Origin of the sequence: Rhizobium sp. AAP43, assembly GCF_001296045.1 — a bacterium.
Taxonomy (GTDB): domain Bacteria; phylum Pseudomonadota; class Alphaproteobacteria; order Rhizobiales; family Rhizobiaceae; genus Allorhizobium.
In genome coordinates, this window is the sequence record NZ_LJHS01000028.1 from 1 (window position 1) to 17,858 (window position 17,858).

Below are 17,858 nucleotides of genomic sequence, written 5' to 3' on the forward strand. Positions count from 1 at the left end.
AAACCCCGCCAGACTGGCGGGTTTTTTGTTGGACCCGCCGCAGTGCAGCGTGGCCAGCAGATTGCAATTCCTCTGATGCCCTCTATGGTCGCGCCGCTTGCTGGATACGACGGAGAGAAAGACCATGCCGATCGACTTGACTGCCAGACCTGCGATTGCCGTCGTAGTGATGGGTGTAAGTGGTTGCGGCAAGACCTCTGTCGGGGCAGGAATTGCCAAATCGCTTGAACTTGATTTCGTCGAAGGGGACGCTCTGCATCCGCAGTCGAATGTCGACAAGATGGCCAAAGGCACCCCGCTGACTGATGACGACCGCTGGCCCTGGCTCACGGTAATCGGGGAGACGATGGCGGAGGCTCTCGCGAAAGGGCAGGGCATCATCGTGTCCTGCTCGGCGCTGAAGAAGATCTACCGAGATCACCTCCGCGCCGCGACCGGCGGGCGCCTCGTCTTCGTCTATCTCGAGGGATCGCGCGATTTGCTCAATCGGCGCATGGGCGCAAGGACCGGTCATTTCATGCCGCTTGCCTTGCTCGACAGCCAGCTTGCGACGCTGGAAGTGCCGACGGGTGAACCCGGCGTCATTACGGTGCCGATCGATCAGGATCTCAATGCGATCATATCCGAGGCCTTGGCAGGCCTCGGACACGGGATTGAGGCCTAAGCCTCAGGCCTTGAGGGCGGCTGCGTAGTCGCTCGCATAGGTGGCGACCGAGCGTGGAGCCTTACCCGTCAGTGTTGCGACATCCGGGGTCACCGCAGCCGTCCAGCCTTCGCGCACGGGATGGAAGATCGAGGCGAGCAATCCGGCATAGTCGGCGGGAACGCCAACGCCCGTCAGGATGCCGATAAAGGCTTCGTCACTGACGGCGCTGTACGTCACGGGCTTGCCGATGACGCCGGAGAGGATCGCCGCCGCCTCGGCGTAGCCCAGCGCTTCCGGACCCGTGAGGTTGAAGGCGTTACCGTCGAACTGGCTCGAGGTCAGGGCCGCGGCCGCACTTTCGGCGATGTCGCGGGCATCGATGAAGCTCGATTTGCCATCGCCTGCCGGAACCGCGATCTGGCCATGCGCAAGGCCTGCCTTCCAGTAGGTGTGGAAATTGTCCGAGAACCAGTTTGGACGCAGGATCACGTAAGGCAGGCCGGACTTCTCGATCTCGATCTCGACCTGACGAAAGGGAATGCTGTCATCGGCATCGACGCCTATGGCGCTCTGGAAGACGATCTTCACCTTGCGCGCAATCGCAGCCTCAACGACCGGCATCAGCAATTCCTTGATCGCAACGCTGCCGCCCGGCAGCATGATATAGGCGCGGTCGACGCCGTCAAAGGCGGCTGCGAGACCAGACGGATGGGCAAAATCGAAAGCGACGCCTTCCGCGCCATCGACGGCCTTGCCTGAGCGGGTGGCCGCCTTGACGGTCTCGCCCTTGGCGATGAGCGTCTTGACGAGATGGCTGCCCACATTGCCGGTGGCGCCCAATACGAGGATCTTGTTCGACATCTTGCCGTCCTTCAATTCGAGGAGTGCTAGTTTCATTTGGAAACCAGCTTACGAAATGATATATACGCGCTCATGGAAATCTGAAAAGAAGGCACTTTCAGGTCACATGGTTTCGCAGAGGAAACCGGCCGGAAATCACCGGGAAGCCCAAGAGTGCCGCAGGAGCAACGAATATGCAGTTTGCCTATGACGTCTATCAGGAGAATTGCCCGACCCGGCTGGTGCTCGACCGTCTGGGCGACAAATGGGCGCTGTTGATCCTCGACCGGCTGGACGGTGAGCCGGTGCGTTTCAATCACCTGCGACGGGATATTACCGGCATTTCGCAAAAGGTCCTGTCCCAGACCCTGAAGAAGCTGGAACGTGACGGGCTGATTTCACGCACCGTGTTTCCGACAGTTCCGGTCACGGTAGAATATGCGCTGACCCCGCTTGGACGAACACTGACCGAGACGGTCAACCTGCTCGCCCATTGGGCGGAAAAGCACATGGACACGGTGCTTGCCGCCCAGCAGGCCTATGATGCGCGCGGCGCGTAAAACAAGAGACTAGCCTTCATACCCCATCAGCGGAGCGTAAAGCTCCGGACGACGGTCGCGGAACAGGCCCCAGCTCGCCCGCTGCCGGGCAATTCCGTCGAGATCGAAGGCGGCCGTCAGCACGGTCTCGCTTTCACGGTCTGCGGTTTCCACCATCGCGCCTGTCTGGTCACAGATGAAGGATGAGCCGTAGAAGGTGAGCGAGGTCCCCTTGCGCCCCTCTTCGGTGCCGATCCGGTTGGAGGCGATCACCGGCATCAGATTGGCAGCCGCATGTCCCTGCATGACGCGTTGCCAATGGGCGGCACTGTCGATTGTCGGGTCCTGCGGTTCAGAGCCGATGGCGGTCGGATAAAACAGCAGTTCCGCCCCCTGCAGCGCCATGGCACGCGCCGCTTCCGGGAACCACTGGTCCCAGCAGATGCCGACGCCGATGGTCGCGAACTTGGTTTCCCAGACCTCGAAACCGGTATCCCCCGGCGAGAAATAATACTTCTCCGTATAGCCCGGACCATCGGGAATATGGCTCTTGCGGTAGATGCCAAGCACTTCGCCGCCGGCGTCGATGATGGCGATGCTGTTGAAGAAGCTTTGCCCTGCCTTTTCGAAGAAGCTGACCGGGATCACGACGTCGAGTGCTTCCGCCAGCTTGGCGAAATGGTCGATCAGGGCGCTGTCATGTGCCGGTTTGGCGAGATCGAAGAATTCGGCGATCTGGTCCTGGCAGAAATAGGGCGTCTCGAACAGTTCCTGGATCAGCACGATCTGCGCGCCTTTGGCTGCCGCCTCGCGCACCAGTTTTTCGGCGCGCGCAATGTTGTCGGCCAGGTCCCAGCTGCAGGCCATCTGGGTCGCAGCGACAGTGACGATGCGGGTCATGGTCTCTCTCCTCAAACACCGAGTTTGTCGCGCAACCCGTAATACCAGGCGCCGAGTGCCGTGAGCGGCACGCGGAACATGCGGCCGCCGGGGAAGGGATAGGCCTGCAGCGACGACCAGACGTCAAAGCGGCTCATCTGGCCATGAACGGCCTCCCCGAGGATCTTGCCGAGCAGATGCGTGGTCGTGACACCATGGCCACTGTCGCCATGCGAGAAGTAGACGGTGTCGGAGAGCTTGCCCATATGCGGAATGCGGGTCAGCGTCAGCGCGAAATTGCCGCTCCAGGCATAGTCGATCTTCACGCCCTTCAGCTGCGGGAAGGTCTTCAGCATGTTCGGGCGGATGACGCCGGTGAGATCCGCCGGGTCCTGCCCGCCATAGCCGATGCCGCCGCCATAAAGCAGGCGGTTGTCGGCGGTGCGGCGGTAGTAGTCGAGCACGTAATTGGCGTCCTCGACGCAGTAATTGGCTGGCAGCAGTTCCTCGATCAGCTTGGCATCCAGCACCTCGGTCGCCATGACCTGGCTGGAGACCGGCATCATCTTCTCGGTCACCTTTGGTGCAATGCCGGCCATATAGGCATTACCGCAGACGAGGATATGCTTGGCGCGCACGATCCCGCCTTCGGTGCAGACGAAGGGCTGCGGGCCGGTATCGAGATGTACGACCTTGGATTTCTCAAAGATCTTTGCGCCGAGGCTTTCCGCAGCGGCTGCCTCTCCGAGTACCAGATCGAGCGGATGGATATGCCCACCGTGGCGATCGATCATGCCGCCGACATAGCGGTCTGTCTTCGCGTACTTCGCAACTTCAGCCTTGGACACCATCTCCAGCCCGTCATGGCCATGGGTCATCCAGTGCGCCCGGACCTCCGCCATTTCCTTGACCTGCTTCTCGGTAAAGGCAGCAAAGAAGCCACCGTCGACGAGGTCGCATTCGATGCCGTATTTCGCAATCCGCTCGCGGATGATCCGGCCACCTTCCAGCGACATTTCGCCGAGCCGGGCTGCCCGGTCAGGGCCGTAGCGTTTTGCAATCGTCTCCAGGTCGCGGCTATAGCCGTTGACGATCTGGCCGCCATTGCGGCCCGAGGCGCCATAGCCGATCCGGTCCGCTTCGAGCACGATCACCGAATAGCCGTTCTCAGCGAGCAGCAACGCCGCCGAAATGCCGGTAAAGCCGGCACCGATGACGCAGACATCGGCGGTGTGTTGGCCGTCGAGCGAAGGGCGCACGCGCTTGTCGCGGGCGGATGCCGCGTAATAGGTGGCCGCATGGCCGGGATTGGGTCCGATCGACTTGTCCATGCTCATCACCTCAAACGGTTCGGATATAGGCGTCGTATTCGACGTCTGTTACGCGCAGCGAGAATTCCGAGAGTTCCTGATATTTGCAGGCGCTGTAGAGGCTGCGATATTTTGGGCCAAGCGCTGCATAGGCAAAACTCGACTTGGCGAAACGCTGCAACGAATAGTCCCAGTTGGTCGGCAGCGGTTCGTGATTGACCGCATGCTCGTCACCGGAGATCGCGCCGCCGGGGGAGAGCTTCTCTTTCATGCCGGCCAGTGCTGCCGACAGGATCATCGCCAGCACCAGATAGGGATTGGTATCGGAGCCGGCGACGCGGTGCTCGATGCGGGTCGCAGGCTTCGAGGCCGTGATCACGCGTACAGCCGCAGACCGGTTGTCGATACCCCAGGAGGCATAGGTCGGTGCGTGTTCGGACGGGCGCAGGCGACGATAGGAGTTCTGATGCGGGGCAAAGATAGCCATGCTCTCGCCCATGTTTTCCAGGAGACCGCCGACCGAGTGATACAGCGCCTCGGAGGGGCCATCCTCGCCAACATAGATGTTTTCGCCGTCCTCATTGAGGATAGAGAAATGCACATGCATGCCGCTGCCGGCCTGCATGCCATAGGGTTTTGCCATGAAGGTGGCGTCGAGGTCGTTGGCGCGGGCCACGCCTTTGACGATGCGCTTCAGGAGGACGGCGTAGTCGGCTGCTGCCAGCGCATCCGGCACATGGTTGAGGTTGATCTCGTACTGACCGGGACCGTTTTCCCGCAGCGTCGTGTCGGCCGGCACCTTCTGGGCGCGTGCAGCCGTCGAGATGCCGTGGAACACCTCCTCGAAATCCTGCAGTTCGGAAATCGACAATACCTGTGTCTGGCCCGTGTGCCAGCGCCCGTCACGCGTATTGGGCGGGCGAACCGGATCAAGTGCGGAGCGCACCGGGTCGATCAGGTAGAATTCCAGTTCGGTGGCAACAACAGGCGTCAGCTTGGCGGCGGCATAGCGCGTCATCACATTGGCCAGGACCTGACGTGGATCGGCATAAAAGCTTTCGCCATCAGTTGTCTGCATCTGTAGCAGCACCTGCGCTGTCGGGCGTCCAAGCCATGTCACGCGTGACAGCGTCCCGGGCACCGGAAAGCAGATACCGTCAGGGTCGCCCGTACCTTCGGCAAGCCCGGCAGCATTCACGTCGCGCCCCCAGACGTCGAGCGCATAGACCGAGCGCGGCATGGCCATGCCCTTGGTCAGGACGTCGATCGCCCGCTCGCGCGGTATCCACTTGCCGCGTGGCACGCCGTTCACGTCGATGACGAAGGCTTCAAGAACTTCAATATCGGGATTTGCCGCGAAGAATTCGCGGGCCTCTTCGGCCATGTTCATGGATCACCGTCTGGCTGATGTCGATCAGGGTTCAACGCGCGAAGGCGCAAGCGGATTATCCGCTAACGATAGACGCTTTTCGCATTGTGGATCAAACACCGGCGCATGCCACTGTCCGTCTTTTTGAGATCCCCTCGACCGGCCGCATACTGCGATGCGAACTTCTGTCCGGCCTGTTTCCGTCTGGAAACATTTGATCAAATTATTTCGCCAGTCTTACCATCCCTCGTCGCGGATGCCTAGCCCCGCGACGAGATGCCGGTTTCAGGTGCCGATGACGCTCAGGGCTTGAACCGTTCCGGGCTCCAGGCCTTTGCATCGATGAAGGTCTTTTCCCCATCCATCATCTCGGCAATCAGGCGGCCGGTGACCGGACCGAGTGTCAGGCCGTGATGGGCGTGTCCGAAGGCGAACCACATGCCTTCATGGCGTGGCGCCTTGCCGATCACAGGCATCATGTCCGGCGTGCAGGGGCGGGCGCCCATCCAGGGTTCGGCATCCAGCCGTTCGGCAAGCGGGAAGATTTCCCGCGCCACGGCCTCAGCGCGGGCGAGCTGAACCGGCGACTTCGGCGCATCGCGATTGGCGAATTCCGCACCCGTTGTCAGCCGGATACCCTTGACCATCGGCGCGAGGAAATAACCCCGCTCGGCATCCATTGTCCAGTTGTTGAGGACCGCATTGCCTTCTGGCGCGTAATGCATGTGGTAGCCGCGCTTGACGCCAAGCAGGAAGCGATAACCGAGCTTGCGGGTCACTTCTTCGGACCACGGTCCAAGCGCCAGCACCACCTCATCCGCCTCGACCATGCCGTCATCGGTCTTCACGCGCCAGCCCTTGCCGGATGTGCCTGTTTCCAGCGAGGTGGCATCGCCCTTGACGAAGCGTCCACCGAGCGACTGGAAGTAGGTGAGATAGGCCTTGGTCAGGCCGTGCGGATCGGTGACCGACCAAGGATCATTCCACTTCAGACCGCCGACGAAATCGCCGCGGATATGCGGCTCTTCCCGAGCAAGATCCTCGCGGCTCAGCGCCCGGTAGCTGACGCCGTATTCGCGGGCGAGACGCGCCGCCTCGGCGAGTTCCGCATCCTGCTTGGCCTTGGTGCGGAAAATCTCCATCCAGCCATCCTTGCGGATCAGGTTCTCGGCCTTGGCCGCCTGGATGAGATCCTGGTGTTCGGTGATCGAATTTTCGATCAGCGGCGCATAGGCGCGCGCGATCACCTGGTGCCGGCTCTTGTTGGAATGCCACCAGTAGCGTGAGAGGAAGGGGACCAATTTCAGAATGGCGCTTGCATGGTAATGCGCGTCGATCCGGTTGTTGAAGCCGTAGCGGATCAGCATGCTCAAATCCTGCGGGAAGCCGTAGGGTACGACGCCCTCGCGCTGGATCAGGCCGGCATTGCCGAAGGAGGTTTCCTCACCGGCCCCGCGCCGGTCCACCAGAACCACCGAGCGACCGCGACGGGCAAGATGGATGGCAGTGGAGACGCCGATGATGCCGGCGCCGAGCACGAGGGTGACCTTGGACATGGATACTCAGATTTCCTGAAGGCGGGATTGCCGGACAAGGATGCATTTCCGCCTTTTGCGGTGCAAACGAAAAATTGCCACATTCAGCGGAATCTGACAGTCCTAGGCGATTGCCGTCGCGGCCTTATATTTCGCTGATACTTCCCGACATGTTGAAGGTATTCATCCGATGCGCATCCTCACCCTCGCCGCAGCCTGGCTGTTTGTTGCGGTCGGCATCGTTGGCGTTTTCCTCCCCCTCCTGCCGACGACCCCCTTCATGATTCTCGCGGCAGCCCTTTTTGCGCGCTCCTCGCCGCGCTTCGAACGTTGGCTGATCGAGCATCCGCGTTATGGCCAGCCGCTGATTGACTGGCGCCGTGAAGGGGCAATCTCGAAACGTGCCAAGATCGCCTCGGTTTCGCTGATGGCGGTGAGCTACGCCATCGTCTGGTTGGTTGGCCCGCCGCAGATCTGGCTGAAGCTGGTCATCGGCGTCATCCTCGTCAGCTGCGCGGCCTTTGTTCTGACCCGGCCGCTTCCACGTGCTTGAGAGCCGGCGTCACTGGTCATTCGTGTCGCGCACCGGCAGACGGATCACCGTGACGCTTGCATTTGCTTCCGACACGACCTGGCTCGACACAGAGCCGAGATAACGCCGCGTCGCCGAATGGCCACGTGCGCCCATCAGGATGTGGTCGACACCGTTCTTGTGCGCATGGGCAATGATCGCGGCGGCAGGATCTGGGCCTTCGAGGATGGAGCAGGAGATGCGCCCCTCATCCAGGTTCAGGCTTGCCCCCCATTCCCGAAGCGCCACGAGACGACGGACATGCAGATGCTGGCCGTCATCATCCGTCGCCTGGTCGATGCCGATGCGGGCGGTCTTGATCACGTTGACACAGGACAGCCGCGCATCCGGGCGGATCGACAGGATGCGCCGGACCGCCAGCAGCAGTCTTTCGTTCAGCGCATCCATGCTGGGTGAAAGGTCAACGGCGACCATCAGGATCGGCGCCTGATCGATCTGGGACTGGGTGTCGATCGGCTGCGACAGCCGCCGAACGCTGCGCATCCGCCGCCAGCGTTGGAATACCGTCGAGAACCCGTCCTGCTCCGTTTTCGACGCGCGCGCGGTGAGCTTAACCTGTGACGGATTATTGAGATCGAACAGCAATTGCCGGGCTGACTGGTAACGCAGGCTCGGCATGACCTCGATCGCCCGCAGAATGACCTCCTGCAGCCATTCGGGAATGGATGGATTGATCGCCCGTGGCGGCACGGGATCCTTCCACAGCCGCCGCTTCACCTTGCCAAGCGTGCGCGGATCACCCCAGGGCTGCCGGCCGGTGGCAAGCTCATAGATCATTGCACCGAGCGCGAAGATATCCGAGCGCAGATCGTCGCGCTGGCGAAGATATTGCTCGGGCGCCATATAGGGGTAGGAGCCGAGCGGGATGGAAAACTCCTCGTCCAGCAAGTCCGGCAGGTGCTCGTGCCGGGCAAGACCGAAGTCGATGCAGACATAGGTCCCGTCCTGGCGCCGCAGGAAGTTGGCCGGCTTCAGATCGAAATGAATCACATGCTGGCCATGCAGATCCGCGACTGCCTCCGTCATGCCGGCCGCGACCTTGATCAGTTCCTCCAGACCAAGCGGGGCCGTCTCGAACACCTGATACAGCGATCCGCCGGGGATCCATTCGGTGACGATATAGGGCATGGAGGAAAAATCGCCGATCGCCACAAGCTTCGGCACATGCGAACCCGACAGACGCGGCACGATCATCTGCTCGATCTCGAAGCCGACAATGGTTGGCGCATCGAAACCGTCGAGGATGATCGGCACCTTCATTACAAGCGGCTCGGCATGGGCGGAATGCGTCACCTCCCAGATCGTCGCAAAGCCGCCCTTGTGCAGGCAGCTGCCGAGCGTAAAACCGTCGATGACAAGGCCTTCTTTTGGGCGAAGCACGATCCTAACTCCCCTGCATCAAGCGTGCGGCAAGGCTTTCCGGCAGACCCAGCGCCCGCAGTTTTGCCGCCGTCTTTGCCGCGTCATAGGAGACCCTGAGGAACTCCAGCTCGTTTTTCTGGGTATCGAAGATGGCATAGGCGGCTTTTGGATTGCCGTCTCGCGGCTGGCCGACGGACCCCACCACCGCAAGCCAGCGGCGGGAGCTGAGAAGGGGCAGTGGATGGCCGGTCACAAAGCGTTGCCGATGCACCTCTCCATCGCGCCCGAAGCTCATCAGATCGGGCACATGGCGATGGCCGCAGAAGATGGCGCGGGCATCACAGACGGCGAAACTGCCGCGCGCCCGGGCGGCATCCACCACATAGATCCAGTCCGATGGTGAATTTGCACTTGCATGCACGAACAACAGGTCACCCTCGCGATGGATCATCGGCAGGCCTGCCAGAAAGGCATGGTGCTCGGGGGTAAGCTGCGGCCTCGTCCAGTCTATGACGCGCCGGGCGGCACTGTTGAGGTCTTCGCCGGCATCTTCGATGGCATGATCATGATTGCCCTTGACCACGACCGCGCCCTTCTCGGCCAGACGCATCATCGTTTCGACACACCAGACCGGATCCGGCCCGTAGCCGACAATATCGCCCAGACAAACAATCCGGTCGATAGACCGCTGCCGAATGTCTTCAAGCACGCTTTCGAGCGCCTCGCGATTGGCGTGGATGTCGGTGAGGATCGCTATACGCATGACACACTCGCTGCTGTTGCCTCGGATCTCATGACGGTCGCTTGCTGTTGTCCCGTCTTTGTGGAACCATGCGAACCGCCGCAGTGGGAGGAGCTAAAATGTTGGAAACCTTGATGTCTCAGTTCGTGGATCCGTTCCGCCTCGGCCTGGTCTTCTTCCTCTTCCTGACGGCGCTGCGCACGCGGACCGCAACCGGTCTTCTGATGCCGCTCGCCTTCGGCGTGGTCTTCATTGCCATCCTGATACCGCTCACCACGGGCGCCAATGCGGTGACCGAGACATCCGGTCTCACAATCGCAATCGCCACAGGTGTTGTCGCAAATGCGGTTATCCTGGCGGTTTACCTCGGCGTCTGGTCGCTGTGGAACAGGGTTCGCCAATAGCCAGCCATTGTCGATACCAGAGCGCGCTCTCGCCGCCGATCCTTGATGCGTTCTGCCACGCTGCAAGGACGGCGGGTATTGCCGCGGCTGTCCTGTGTGAAGGACGGATGCGCCCACACAATCGCCCTGCGGTGGCTTCACCGTTTTGGTCATGGTCGTCTTCCCTCTTGTGATCGTCGAGGTCGGCAGTCGGGGGAAGGTCGTGGGGCGCGCGCTATGCGGGATAGCCAAGATGGACTGCCGCATCTGCTTGGCGAAATGCCGTCGGCCGGGGTGATGCGCTCGGGCGAGGGCAGGCTCTGGTATGGGTTGTCGGCAATACGCTGGAGACGTGAACACAGCGGATAAATGAACCACGCAAGCGATAAACAGAGAAAGACAGGCTGGCCAAGTGCTGGCCAGCCTGTCTCGAAAATCACTTCGCGTCGTCGGCGAAGATGTCTTTCTTATGCGTGTTGCCGGGCACGACGAGTGCGCCGATGACGACGGTCGCGCCAGCGATGATGATCGCATACCACAGGCCGCCATAGACGTTGCCGGTCTGGGCCGAGATCGCGAAGGCGGTCGCCGGAAGCAGGCCGCCGAACCAGCCGTTGCCGATATGGTAGGGCAGCGACAGGCCGGAGTAGCGAATGCGCGTCGGATAGAGTTCGACAAGCATCGCAGCGATCGGACCGTAAACCATCGTCACCAGGATGATCAGATAGGTCAGGATCAGGATGACGCCGATCTTCTGGCCGGTGAAGATATCGAAGAAGTTCGATGCACGGGCAACTGTCGTGTTGTTTTCTGCAACCAGCGGATAACCGGCAGCCGTCAGTGCATCGTTGATCGACTTGGTAAAGGCAGCAGGAACGGCCTTCACGTCGTCACCGGTCAGCGCCGATGCGTCATAGGAGGCGATCACGGTGTCACCCACCTTAACCTGGGCGGCGGTTGCTGCCGGGTCTTCGATGGTCTCGTAGTTCACCGAGGTGCGGGCGAGTGTCGCCTTGGCGATATCGCAAGATGAGGTGAACTTGGCCGTACCCGTCGGGTTGAACTGGAACGAGCAGTCCGTCGGCGACGCCGTCACGGTGACCGGGGTCTGGTGGGCGGCATAGAGGGCAGGGTTTGCCGTCTGTGTCAGAAGCGGGAAGACGTAGTTGTAGGTCAGAGCCGCAATCAGGCAGCCTGCCAGGATGATCGGCTTGCGGCCGATACGGTCAGACAGCCCGCCGAAGAACAGGAAGCCACCCGTGCCGAGGATCAGCGACCAGGCCACCAGAACGTTGGCGGTGAAGCTGTCGACCTTGATGACGTTCTGCAGGAAGAACAGGGCGTAGAACTGACCGGAGTACCAGACCACGGCCTGGCCAGCGACGAGACCGAAGAGCGCGATCAGGGCGATCTTGCCGTTCTTCCAGGTGCCGAAGGCTTCGCGCAGCGGTGCCTTGGATGCCGCACCCTCTTCCTTCATCTTCTTGAAGGCCGGGGATTCATTCATCTGCAGGCGGATATAGAGCGAGATCGCAAGCAGCACGACCGAGCCCAGGAACGGAATGCGCCAGCCCCAGAGATCAAAGGCCTTGATCATCTTGGCCGTACCATCCGGGTTCATCACGGCAGCACCTGCGGCGTCGAGAACCGGTGTCGGATCCCAGTTGCCGTTGACATAGCTCTGCACCGACAGGATGACGATCAGCGAGAGCAGAAGCCCAAGCGTTGCCGTCGTCTGGATGAAGGCGGTGAAGTAGCCGCGCTGGTTGGCGGGCGCGTGCTCGGCCACATAGACCGCCGCACCACCATATTCGCCGCCGAGTGCCAATCCCTGCAACATGCGCAGGATGATCAGGATGATCGGAGCAGCAGCCCCCCAGGAGCTGTAGCCGGGCAGCATGCCGACAAGGAATGTCGAGCCACCCATGATCAGGATGGTCATGAGGAAGGTATACTTGCGGCCGACGATGTCACCCAGGGCGCCGAAGACGAGCGCGCCGAAGGGACGGACGATGAAGCCCGCCGCGAAGGCCAGAAGCGCAAACACGTTGCGGGTGGCCTCCGGGAAGGCCGTGAAGAACTGTGCGCCGATGATTGCTGCCAGCGAACCGTAAAGGTAAAAATCGTACCATTCGAAAATGGTGCCGGCGGACGAGGCCATGATGACCTTCCGCTCCTCGCCTGTCATGGGTCGCGAACGCGCCCCGACATTCATCTCTGTTGTTGCCATGTATTCCTCCTCCTTGTTCGCCGACACCACGGTCGGCCAGTATTTTCGGATCAACCCGATCCGCAGACGCCACGCCTATGGCGGCTGCCCCAATGACCCAGGCCCAAATTCGATGGGCGCTGGCAGTCCGCCAATGCGTGCTGCCGCCATCGCCAACCGATACTCGCTTAGGGTTGTCGCCGCGCTTGCTCCTCCCGCTGCGATTTAGTCGAGCACCGGGTAAGTCTTAACACAAGGTAAGTACGGGGTTCAGGACGACTTTGGTATCAAGCCGGCCTTAGCGCCTGCCTCTGGGCACCGGGGCCTGCGCTTTCGGATTGCCGAAGTTATTCGAACGAAAATCCATCGAAGGCAGCTGCATCGGATTCGTTTTCGCTTTTTCGATAAAGCTTTTGGCAAATGAAGAAAGAAAACGCTGGCGGTCGTGTCCACGGATCTTGACGCCTCCAGACGAGGTGCTTGCAGCCTTGACCGGCCGCTTTGAACAGAAGACGCTTTATTGCCTGCCATGCGGGCCATCGAGACCCCGATTCTAGGTCGGGCGGAAGCTCCCCAGCCGGTCTCTGCCAACATTCACGCCTTCGACGACCGCGAGGCGATCGCAGTCGATGGGATGCTGCTGCTGTGCCACCGGACGGGCGCCTTCGACGAGATCGGCCACTGCGGTCCAGAGGTGATAGAGTGAGCTTGCCGGGATGGTGAGGCTGATTGGCCTGTCGTCCAGATCCAGACGATCATGCCAGCAGCCGTTCGGCACATCCCGGAAATACGTGCGCAAGATCGCGGCGACAAGCGCTTCGGCGTCTTCGAGATAGCGCTTGTCTCCAAGGCGCCTGTGCTGCGAAATGAAGGCTTTCAACATTTCGATTTGCGGCCAGAGGCGCCTTGAGGCAACGGTCGCCACGCCCGTCGCAGCCACTTCGTCGACGAGGAATGGCGAGCCGCCGATGCGTCCCAGAGCTAAAGCCGTAGAGAGCAGGTCGGCGCAGGTCTCGGCATGCTGCGTTTGCCTGAGCGCGTCGTGCCGACCGATCAGCCAGACCCATTCGCACATATGGCCGGGTTCAAGTCTGGCAGAGCCGAACCTGTCGTCGATTTCCCAATGCGGACCGAAATATTCATGCAGCGGACCATGCGGCCCGACCAGGAAATGCGATCGCAGCAGCGAAAACGCCTTGCCTTCAGCTCTGAGATAGGCGGAGGTCGGGTGGTTTTCGCAGAGCGCCAGCGTCGCCTCGAGATAGTGCATATGCGGGTTCTGCCGGCGCGGCTGTGTGCCGATGCTGTCTTCCGCCCAGCCTCCAAACGCATCCTTGAGGGTCCGGTCGATCGCGGCGATGGTGCTGTCGATTTTCTGGCGGTACTCCTTTTTGCCCGTGGCCGTCAGCAACCAGGAGAGGGCCAGCAACACGCAGCTATTGTCATAGAGATCACGGACTGGATCGGTGACGGCGCCGGACAAAGGGTCGAAGGCCCGTGCATAACCGCACCGCTTTCCGCCGATCCAGGCCATCCGGTGCAGATTGGCGAAAGCCTGTTCGGCAAGGCCAAGCGAGACGGGCGGCGCAACGCCAAGGCTTGAAGCATGGGCATGCACATAGATTTGCCGTGCCACGGTTCGGGTCCGGACCGAGCCGGATTTTTGTGGCGTCCCGTCAAGCTCCAGGTATTCGACGAACTGCCCCTTGTCCGCGTCGTAACCGGCAACCGCCCAGGTTGGCAGAATGGTTTCGAGAAACCGGGTCTTGAGTGTATCGAGGCTCATGGCCTGGTACCAACGAGCCCTGGGCGACTTTGAAGAAGGGTCATCGGCCGTGTCCGGGCGGATGCATTGTATCGAGCAGCTTGCTGATCTTCATCGTGGTGAAGTTGGAATAGGTGTCGGAGACCGCGTAGGGCAGGGCGATCAGGTCCCCATGCCGCATGGCACCGCAGGAATAGACCACATTGGGCACATAGCCCTCGCGTTCCGTCGCCTCCGGCTGAAGCAAGGGTTCCACTGTTCTTGACAGGATGATGCTGGGATCATGCTTGTCGAGAAGCGTCACGCCGATCGCATAGCGCCGCATGGGCCCGACGCCATGGGTGAAGAGCAGCCACCCTTCGTCGATCTCCACGGGCGACCCGCAATTGCCGATCTGCACGAATTGCCAGGCGAATTCCGGCTTCATCAGCAGATGGCCTTCGTCCCAGTGATGCAGGTCGTCGGAATAGAGAAGAAAGAGGTTCTCGCTGTCCTGACGCGCGATCATCGCATAGCGACCGTTGATCCGGCGCGGAAACAAAGCCATGCCCTTGTTGCGGGCGGCAGGACCGCGCAGCGGTGTCAGGCTGAAGTTGCGGAAATCTTGCGTCTCCAGGATTTCCGAGCGGATCGAGGACCCGCTATAGGCCGTGTAGGTCGCATAATACGTCGTCTTGCCACTATCCTCGAAGGCGACGAAACGGGCGTCTTCAATGCCATTCGACTGGGCCTCCGTGACCGGGAAGATGACCCGTTCGCTGAGATCGCTCTCGACCTTGAAGCTGAGGCCGATGCAGCCGACCGGTGCAAGACCGTCATTCGCATGGATATCCGGCAGGCCCGCCAGCCTGACGGGCGTGTCTATCGTCACATTGCCGTCAGCGTCGATCACGCCGGAGCGAAATGTAAGAGACGAGATGTGACCCTCGCCAACGGCTCGGAGGCTGATGATCAATCGACAGCTGCCCGGGGGGATATCGGACTGATCGGGATGCGGCACGATGCTCGGATTGAACAGGGCCGCAGATTCGAACGAATATTCGTTCATGAAATAAGCCCCGATCAGTTGCCTTTCCTGCTGACTGAATTCGTCATGTGGAAGGAAAGCGTCCTCCATGGAATCGGCTCGCATCTCGAACTGACGCAGCAGGTTACGGTGTCGGCCGTCAAAATTATGCAGGATGTCGCGCAGTTGGTTTGCCGTGGCGTTCGGGTCGAGCGACAGCACACGATCGACGATTTCATTGGCCCGCGTCTTGTCGCGCGGGTGGAGATGACGCGGTTCGGTCGAGGGCTTGAACGGTCGAACGATCACCCGAGTTGGATCCGGCCGCAGATAGAGGGCCTGCCGATTGAGAAGGCTCGAATGGGGCAAGGCTAATCCTTTGGTTGGGTCTTCGCTCACGACAATTGCCTGTAGTCGGCCGGCTGTAGAACGGGGCGCTCGACGCGAGAGGCGCGGCCGATCTCAGCGCAGGAAATCAGGTAGCAGAGCACCGATTCCGCCCCCCGGTTCTCGTTGGCGCGGTCGGGATGCAGCCCGTCGCGGCAGCTGCCGGTTTCCGGATCGACGAGCGAGATCCCGTGATCATTGCTGCCCGTGAACCAGTTGAATGAGCGCATGGCGGCCTCGAACCAGGATTTGTCGGCGGTTCCGGCATAGGCCGACAGGCAGGCGGATACGGTCGCTGTCGCTTCCACCGGCTGCTGGTCGAACAGTTTCGGTCTTTGTCCGACCTCAAGGAAACCCTCTGTGCCGACAGGGCGGAACTGGCCGCTTTCCCCGGTCTGCTGCGTCATCAGCCAGCGCAGGGTCTTGAGCCCCGTCTCAAGGTATTCGTGGGTATCGGTCGCCAAACCCGTCATGATCAGGGCCTGGCTGAGCCGCGCATTTTCATAGGACAGCCCTTCCTCGAACCAATGCCGCCCATCCTTGGAAACGCGTCTCTCCAGATCCATCAGGCGTTCCGCCAACCGCATCCGCAGGATGCGGCTACGTTTGTCTTCCGGATGGGCCCGGCAATAATCGTCAAGCCCGAGAAGTGTGAAGGCCCAGGCACGTGGAGAGCTGAAGTCGAGCGTGGCGGACATTGCTCTTGCAAATAGCGCGCCGGCCCATCGGCGACGTGGGGCGTCACTGTCCGAAAGGGCGCAGGCGCCGAGCGCCCAGAGAGTACGACCATGGCTGTCTTCAGACCCCTGCTCTTCGAGCCAGCGGCGATCGTAACTCATGAAGTTGCGAAAGCGGCCTCTGTCCGGGTTCCAGGCATGTTCCACAAAGCCGGCGAACGAGGCCGTCATCCGGTCCGATATGCCGGTCTCGCCGACAGCCGAAAGATGCGAGGCGAGAAGCAGCGCCCGCGCATTGTCGTCGACACAGTAGCCATGCGACCGATCGGGAACCGAATAGACGGCATGCTGGAAGATGCCGGTGTCATCGCACATCGTGTGGAAATGACCGAGTTTCAGGCCCGTTCGCTGCGGTGGCTGCTTGATCCGGAGTGCAACGAGATCGCTGACCAGCCTCGGGCGATAAGCCGAGCGGGCCTTGTCGATGCTCTTGAGGTAGAGGGCGGCGACATAGGGCCAGATCATCGACCGACCGGCCTCATAGGCATGTCTGCGGATCGCGAGGCGCGCCTCATCGTCACCGAGAAGGGATGCAATGGCCTTGCCTGTGGCCGCCGCATCGCCGAAGGGCACGAGCAAGCCGCGGCCTTCCTTCAAAAGGTCGAGTGCATGCCAGTAGGGCGTCGAGACGACGGCACTGCCCATGCCGAAGCTGTAGGCAAGCGTGCCGGACGTCATCTGCGCCTCGTCGAGATAAGGGGTCACATAGACGTCGCAGAGCGCGATGAAATCGAGAAGCGTCGCCTGATCGACGAAGCGATTGAGGAAGACCACCGACGACCCGACCCCCAGATGATCGGCGCGGGCGCCAAGACTTTCGCGGTAGGCCTCCCCTTCCTGGCGCAGCAGATTGGGATGGGTGGCGCCCAGCACGATGTAAAGGGCTTCAGGACTTTGTTTGAGGATCGCGGGCATGGCGTCGATCACCACCTCGATCCCCTTGTTGGGCGAGAGGAGACCGAATGTCAGGATGATAGAGCGGCCTTGGTACCCGCGCTTTTCCTTGGCTGTGGCCGGATCATGGAAGGCCCGATCGGGAATGCCATGGGCGATAACGTCGATTTTGGCTGGGTCTACCCCGTAGACCTCCTCAAGCAGCCCACGCCCTTTCTCGGACATGGCAACGAGGCGGCTGGACTTGGCGGCTACTCGTTGCAGTACCCGATGCTGCGACGGTGTCGGCTCGGCCAGTATGGTGTGACAAGTGGTGACAACGGGAATGCGCAGTTGCGATAGAAGCGTGATGATGAACTCGCCATCGGGGCCGCCGAAAATGCCGAACTCGTGCTGCAGCGACACGGCGTCGAAGCGACCTTCGTTGAGAATGCGGGCCGCCGTGACATAGTCTTCGACTTCACCCTCACGGATTTCGAAAATGACATTGTCCGGATAGAGATACTGCTGGTAATCGTCATTGATGGCAATAATGCTGGTCGTGGTATGATGCACCGGTTCAGACATTGCCTGTGAAAGGTCGCTGGTGAAGGTCGCGATCCCGCATTGACGGGGCAGGGAATTGCCGATGAAGGCGATGCGCTTTGCGGGGGTCATGGGCGT

At 61.0% G+C, this 17,858-nt stretch carries 16 protein-coding genes; 5 read left to right on the forward strand and 11 right to left on the reverse strand.

The window, feature by feature from the left end:
- Positions 1 to 124: 124 nt before the first annotated feature.
- Positions 125 to 664 (forward strand): gluconokinase, encoded by a 540-nt coding sequence (locus tag IP76_RS16245; RefSeq protein WP_054159287.1) that lies wholly within the window; start codon positions 125 to 127, stop codon positions 662 to 664.
- Between the two features lie 3 nt (positions 665 to 667).
- Here the strand turns inward: IP76_RS16245 and IP76_RS16250 are convergent, their stop codons facing one another.
- Complete coding sequence (locus tag IP76_RS16250; RefSeq protein WP_054159310.1) at positions 668 to 1,507, reverse strand: SDR family oxidoreductase; 840 nt, start codon at positions 1,505 to 1,507, stop codon at positions 668 to 670.
- Positions 1,508 to 1,680: 173 nt separating this feature from the next.
- Here IP76_RS16250 and IP76_RS16255 point away from each other — a divergent pair, with 173 nt between their 5' ends.
- Entirely contained in the window at positions 1,681 to 2,046 is a 366-nt protein-coding gene (locus IP76_RS16255) for a helix-turn-helix domain-containing protein (protein WP_054159288.1), read from the forward strand.
- A 9-nt stretch (positions 2,047 to 2,055) separates the two neighbouring features.
- Here the strand turns inward: IP76_RS16255 and aguB are convergent, their stop codons facing one another.
- The 4 genes from aguB to IP76_RS16275 form a co-directional block, all read right to left on the reverse strand.
- The gene (gene aguB, locus IP76_RS16260; RefSeq protein ID WP_054159289.1) at positions 2,056 to 2,925 is read right to left on the reverse strand and encodes an N-carbamoylputrescine amidase; all 870 of its coding nucleotides are present in this window, start codon (positions 2,923 to 2,925) and stop codon (positions 2,056 to 2,058) included.
- An 11-nt stretch (positions 2,926 to 2,936) separates the two neighbouring features.
- On the reverse strand, positions 2,937 to 4,241 hold the full coding sequence (locus tag IP76_RS16265; protein WP_197278361.1) for an FAD-binding oxidoreductase: 1,305 nt from the start codon (positions 4,239 to 4,241) through the stop codon (positions 2,937 to 2,939).
- Between the two features lie 4 nt (positions 4,242 to 4,245).
- On the reverse strand, positions 4,246 to 5,604 hold the full coding sequence (locus IP76_RS16270) for a glutamine synthetase family protein (protein WP_054159291.1): 1,359 nt from the start codon (positions 5,602 to 5,604) through the stop codon (positions 4,246 to 4,248).
- A 281-nt stretch (positions 5,605 to 5,885) separates the two neighbouring features.
- Positions 5,886 to 7,139, reverse strand: a complete 1,254-nt coding sequence (locus tag IP76_RS16275; RefSeq protein ID WP_054159292.1) for an FAD-binding oxidoreductase — start codon at positions 7,137 to 7,139, stop codon at positions 5,886 to 5,888.
- 169 nt (positions 7,140 to 7,308) lie between these two features.
- Between IP76_RS16275 and IP76_RS16280 the strand changes: the two genes are divergently transcribed.
- Complete coding sequence (locus tag IP76_RS16280) at positions 7,309 to 7,671, forward strand: YbaN family protein (protein ID WP_054159293.1); 363 nt, start codon at positions 7,309 to 7,311, stop codon at positions 7,669 to 7,671.
- A gap of 9 nt (positions 7,672 to 7,680) precedes the next feature.
- On the opposite strand, the gene IP76_RS16285 is transcribed toward IP76_RS16280, so the two are convergent.
- Positions 7,681 to 9,090, reverse strand: a complete 1,410-nt coding sequence (locus IP76_RS16285; protein ID WP_082352569.1) for a bifunctional serine/threonine-protein kinase/universal stress protein — start codon at positions 9,088 to 9,090, stop codon at positions 7,681 to 7,683.
- Between the two features lie 4 nt (positions 9,091 to 9,094).
- On the reverse strand, positions 9,095 to 9,835 hold the full coding sequence (locus IP76_RS16290; protein WP_054159295.1) for a metallophosphoesterase: 741 nt from the start codon (positions 9,833 to 9,835) through the stop codon (positions 9,095 to 9,097).
- A gap of 113 nt (positions 9,836 to 9,948) precedes the next feature.
- On the opposite strand from IP76_RS16290, the gene IP76_RS16295 reads away from it, so the two are divergent.
- Complete coding sequence (locus IP76_RS16295; RefSeq protein ID WP_156318609.1) at positions 9,949 to 10,218, forward strand: hypothetical protein; 270 nt, start codon at positions 9,949 to 9,951, stop codon at positions 10,216 to 10,218.
- Between the two features lie 415 nt (positions 10,219 to 10,633).
- Here the strand turns inward: IP76_RS16295 and IP76_RS16300 are convergent, their stop codons facing one another.
- The gene (locus IP76_RS16300) at positions 10,634 to 12,385 is read right to left on the reverse strand and encodes an MFS transporter (RefSeq protein WP_054159311.1); all 1,752 of its coding nucleotides are present in this window, start codon (positions 12,383 to 12,385) and stop codon (positions 10,634 to 10,636) included.
- Between IP76_RS16300 and IP76_RS23320 the strand changes: the two genes are divergently transcribed.
- Positions 12,357 to 12,635, forward strand: a complete 279-nt coding sequence (locus IP76_RS23320) for a hypothetical protein (protein ID WP_197278363.1) — start codon at positions 12,357 to 12,359, stop codon at positions 12,633 to 12,635. The genes IP76_RS16300 and IP76_RS23320 overlap by 29 nt on opposite strands.
- A gap of 324 nt (positions 12,636 to 12,959) precedes the next feature.
- Here IP76_RS23320 and IP76_RS16305 read toward each other — a convergent pair whose 3' ends face one another.
- The 3 genes from IP76_RS16305 to IP76_RS16315 are packed head-to-tail and all read right to left on the reverse strand — an operon-like array spanning position 12,960 to position 17,852.
- On the reverse strand, positions 12,960 to 14,192 hold the full coding sequence (locus IP76_RS16305; protein WP_082352570.1) for an AGE family epimerase/isomerase: 1,233 nt from the start codon (positions 14,190 to 14,192) through the stop codon (positions 12,960 to 12,962).
- A gap of 40 nt (positions 14,193 to 14,232) precedes the next feature.
- Positions 14,233 to 15,546: a glycoside hydrolase family 130 protein gene (locus tag IP76_RS16310; RefSeq protein ID WP_054159297.1), complete on the reverse strand. Its 1,314-nt coding sequence runs from the start codon at positions 15,544 to 15,546 to the stop codon at positions 14,233 to 14,235.
- Positions 15,547 to 15,572: 26 nt separating this feature from the next.
- Positions 15,573 to 17,852 carry a glycosyltransferase family 4 protein gene (locus tag IP76_RS16315; protein WP_054159298.1) on the reverse strand — a complete coding sequence of 760 codons (2,280 nt, stop codon included), beginning with the start codon at positions 17,850 to 17,852 and terminating at the stop codon, positions 15,573 to 15,575.
- Positions 17,853 to 17,858 lie beyond the last annotated feature (6 nt).

What these genes read in the sequence shown, in the direction of transcription:
- IP76_RS16245 (WP_054159287.1), top strand. Translation starts at nt 125, where the DNA reads ATGCCGATCGACTTGACTGCCAGACCTGCGATTGCCGTCGTAGTGATG.
- IP76_RS16250 (WP_054159310.1), bottom strand. Translation starts at nt 1,507, where the DNA reads ATGTCGAACAAGATCCTCGTATTGGGCGCCACCGGCAATGTGGGCAGC.
- IP76_RS16255 (WP_054159288.1), top strand. Translation starts at nt 1,681, where the DNA reads ATGCAGTTTGCCTATGACGTCTATCAGGAGAATTGCCCGACCCGGCTG.
- aguB (WP_054159289.1), bottom strand. Translation starts at nt 2,925, where the DNA reads ATGACCCGCATCGTCACTGTCGCTGCGACCCAGATGGCCTGCAGCTGG.
- IP76_RS16265 (WP_197278361.1), bottom strand. Translation starts at nt 4,241, where the DNA reads ATGAGCATGGACAAGTCGATCGGACCCAATCCCGGCCATGCGGCCACC.
- IP76_RS16270 (WP_054159291.1), bottom strand. Translation starts at nt 5,604, where the DNA reads ATGAACATGGCCGAAGAGGCCCGCGAATTCTTCGCGGCAAATCCCGAT.
- IP76_RS16275 (WP_054159292.1), bottom strand. Translation starts at nt 7,139, where the DNA reads ATGTCCAAGGTCACCCTCGTGCTCGGCGCCGGCATCATCGGCGTCTCC.
- IP76_RS16280 (WP_054159293.1), top strand. Translation starts at nt 7,309, where the DNA reads ATGCGCATCCTCACCCTCGCCGCAGCCTGGCTGTTTGTTGCGGTCGGC.
- IP76_RS16290 (WP_054159295.1), bottom strand. Translation starts at nt 9,835, where the DNA reads ATGCGTATAGCGATCCTCACCGACATCCACGCCAATCGCGAGGCGCTC.
- IP76_RS16295 (WP_156318609.1), top strand. Translation starts at nt 9,949, where the DNA reads ATGTCTCAGTTCGTGGATCCGTTCCGCCTCGGCCTGGTCTTCTTCCTC.
- IP76_RS23320 (WP_197278363.1), top strand. Translation starts at nt 12,357, where the DNA reads ATGATGACCTTCCGCTCCTCGCCTGTCATGGGTCGCGAACGCGCCCCG.
- IP76_RS16300 (WP_054159311.1), bottom strand. Translation starts at nt 12,385, where the DNA reads ATGACAGGCGAGGAGCGGAAGGTCATCATGGCCTCGTCCGCCGGCACC.
- IP76_RS16305 (WP_082352570.1), bottom strand. Translation starts at nt 14,192, where the DNA reads ATGAGCCTCGATACACTCAAGACCCGGTTTCTCGAAACCATTCTGCCA.
- IP76_RS16315 (WP_054159298.1), bottom strand. Translation starts at nt 17,852, where the DNA reads ATGACCCCCGCAAAGCGCATCGCCTTCATCGGCAATTCCCTGCCCCGT.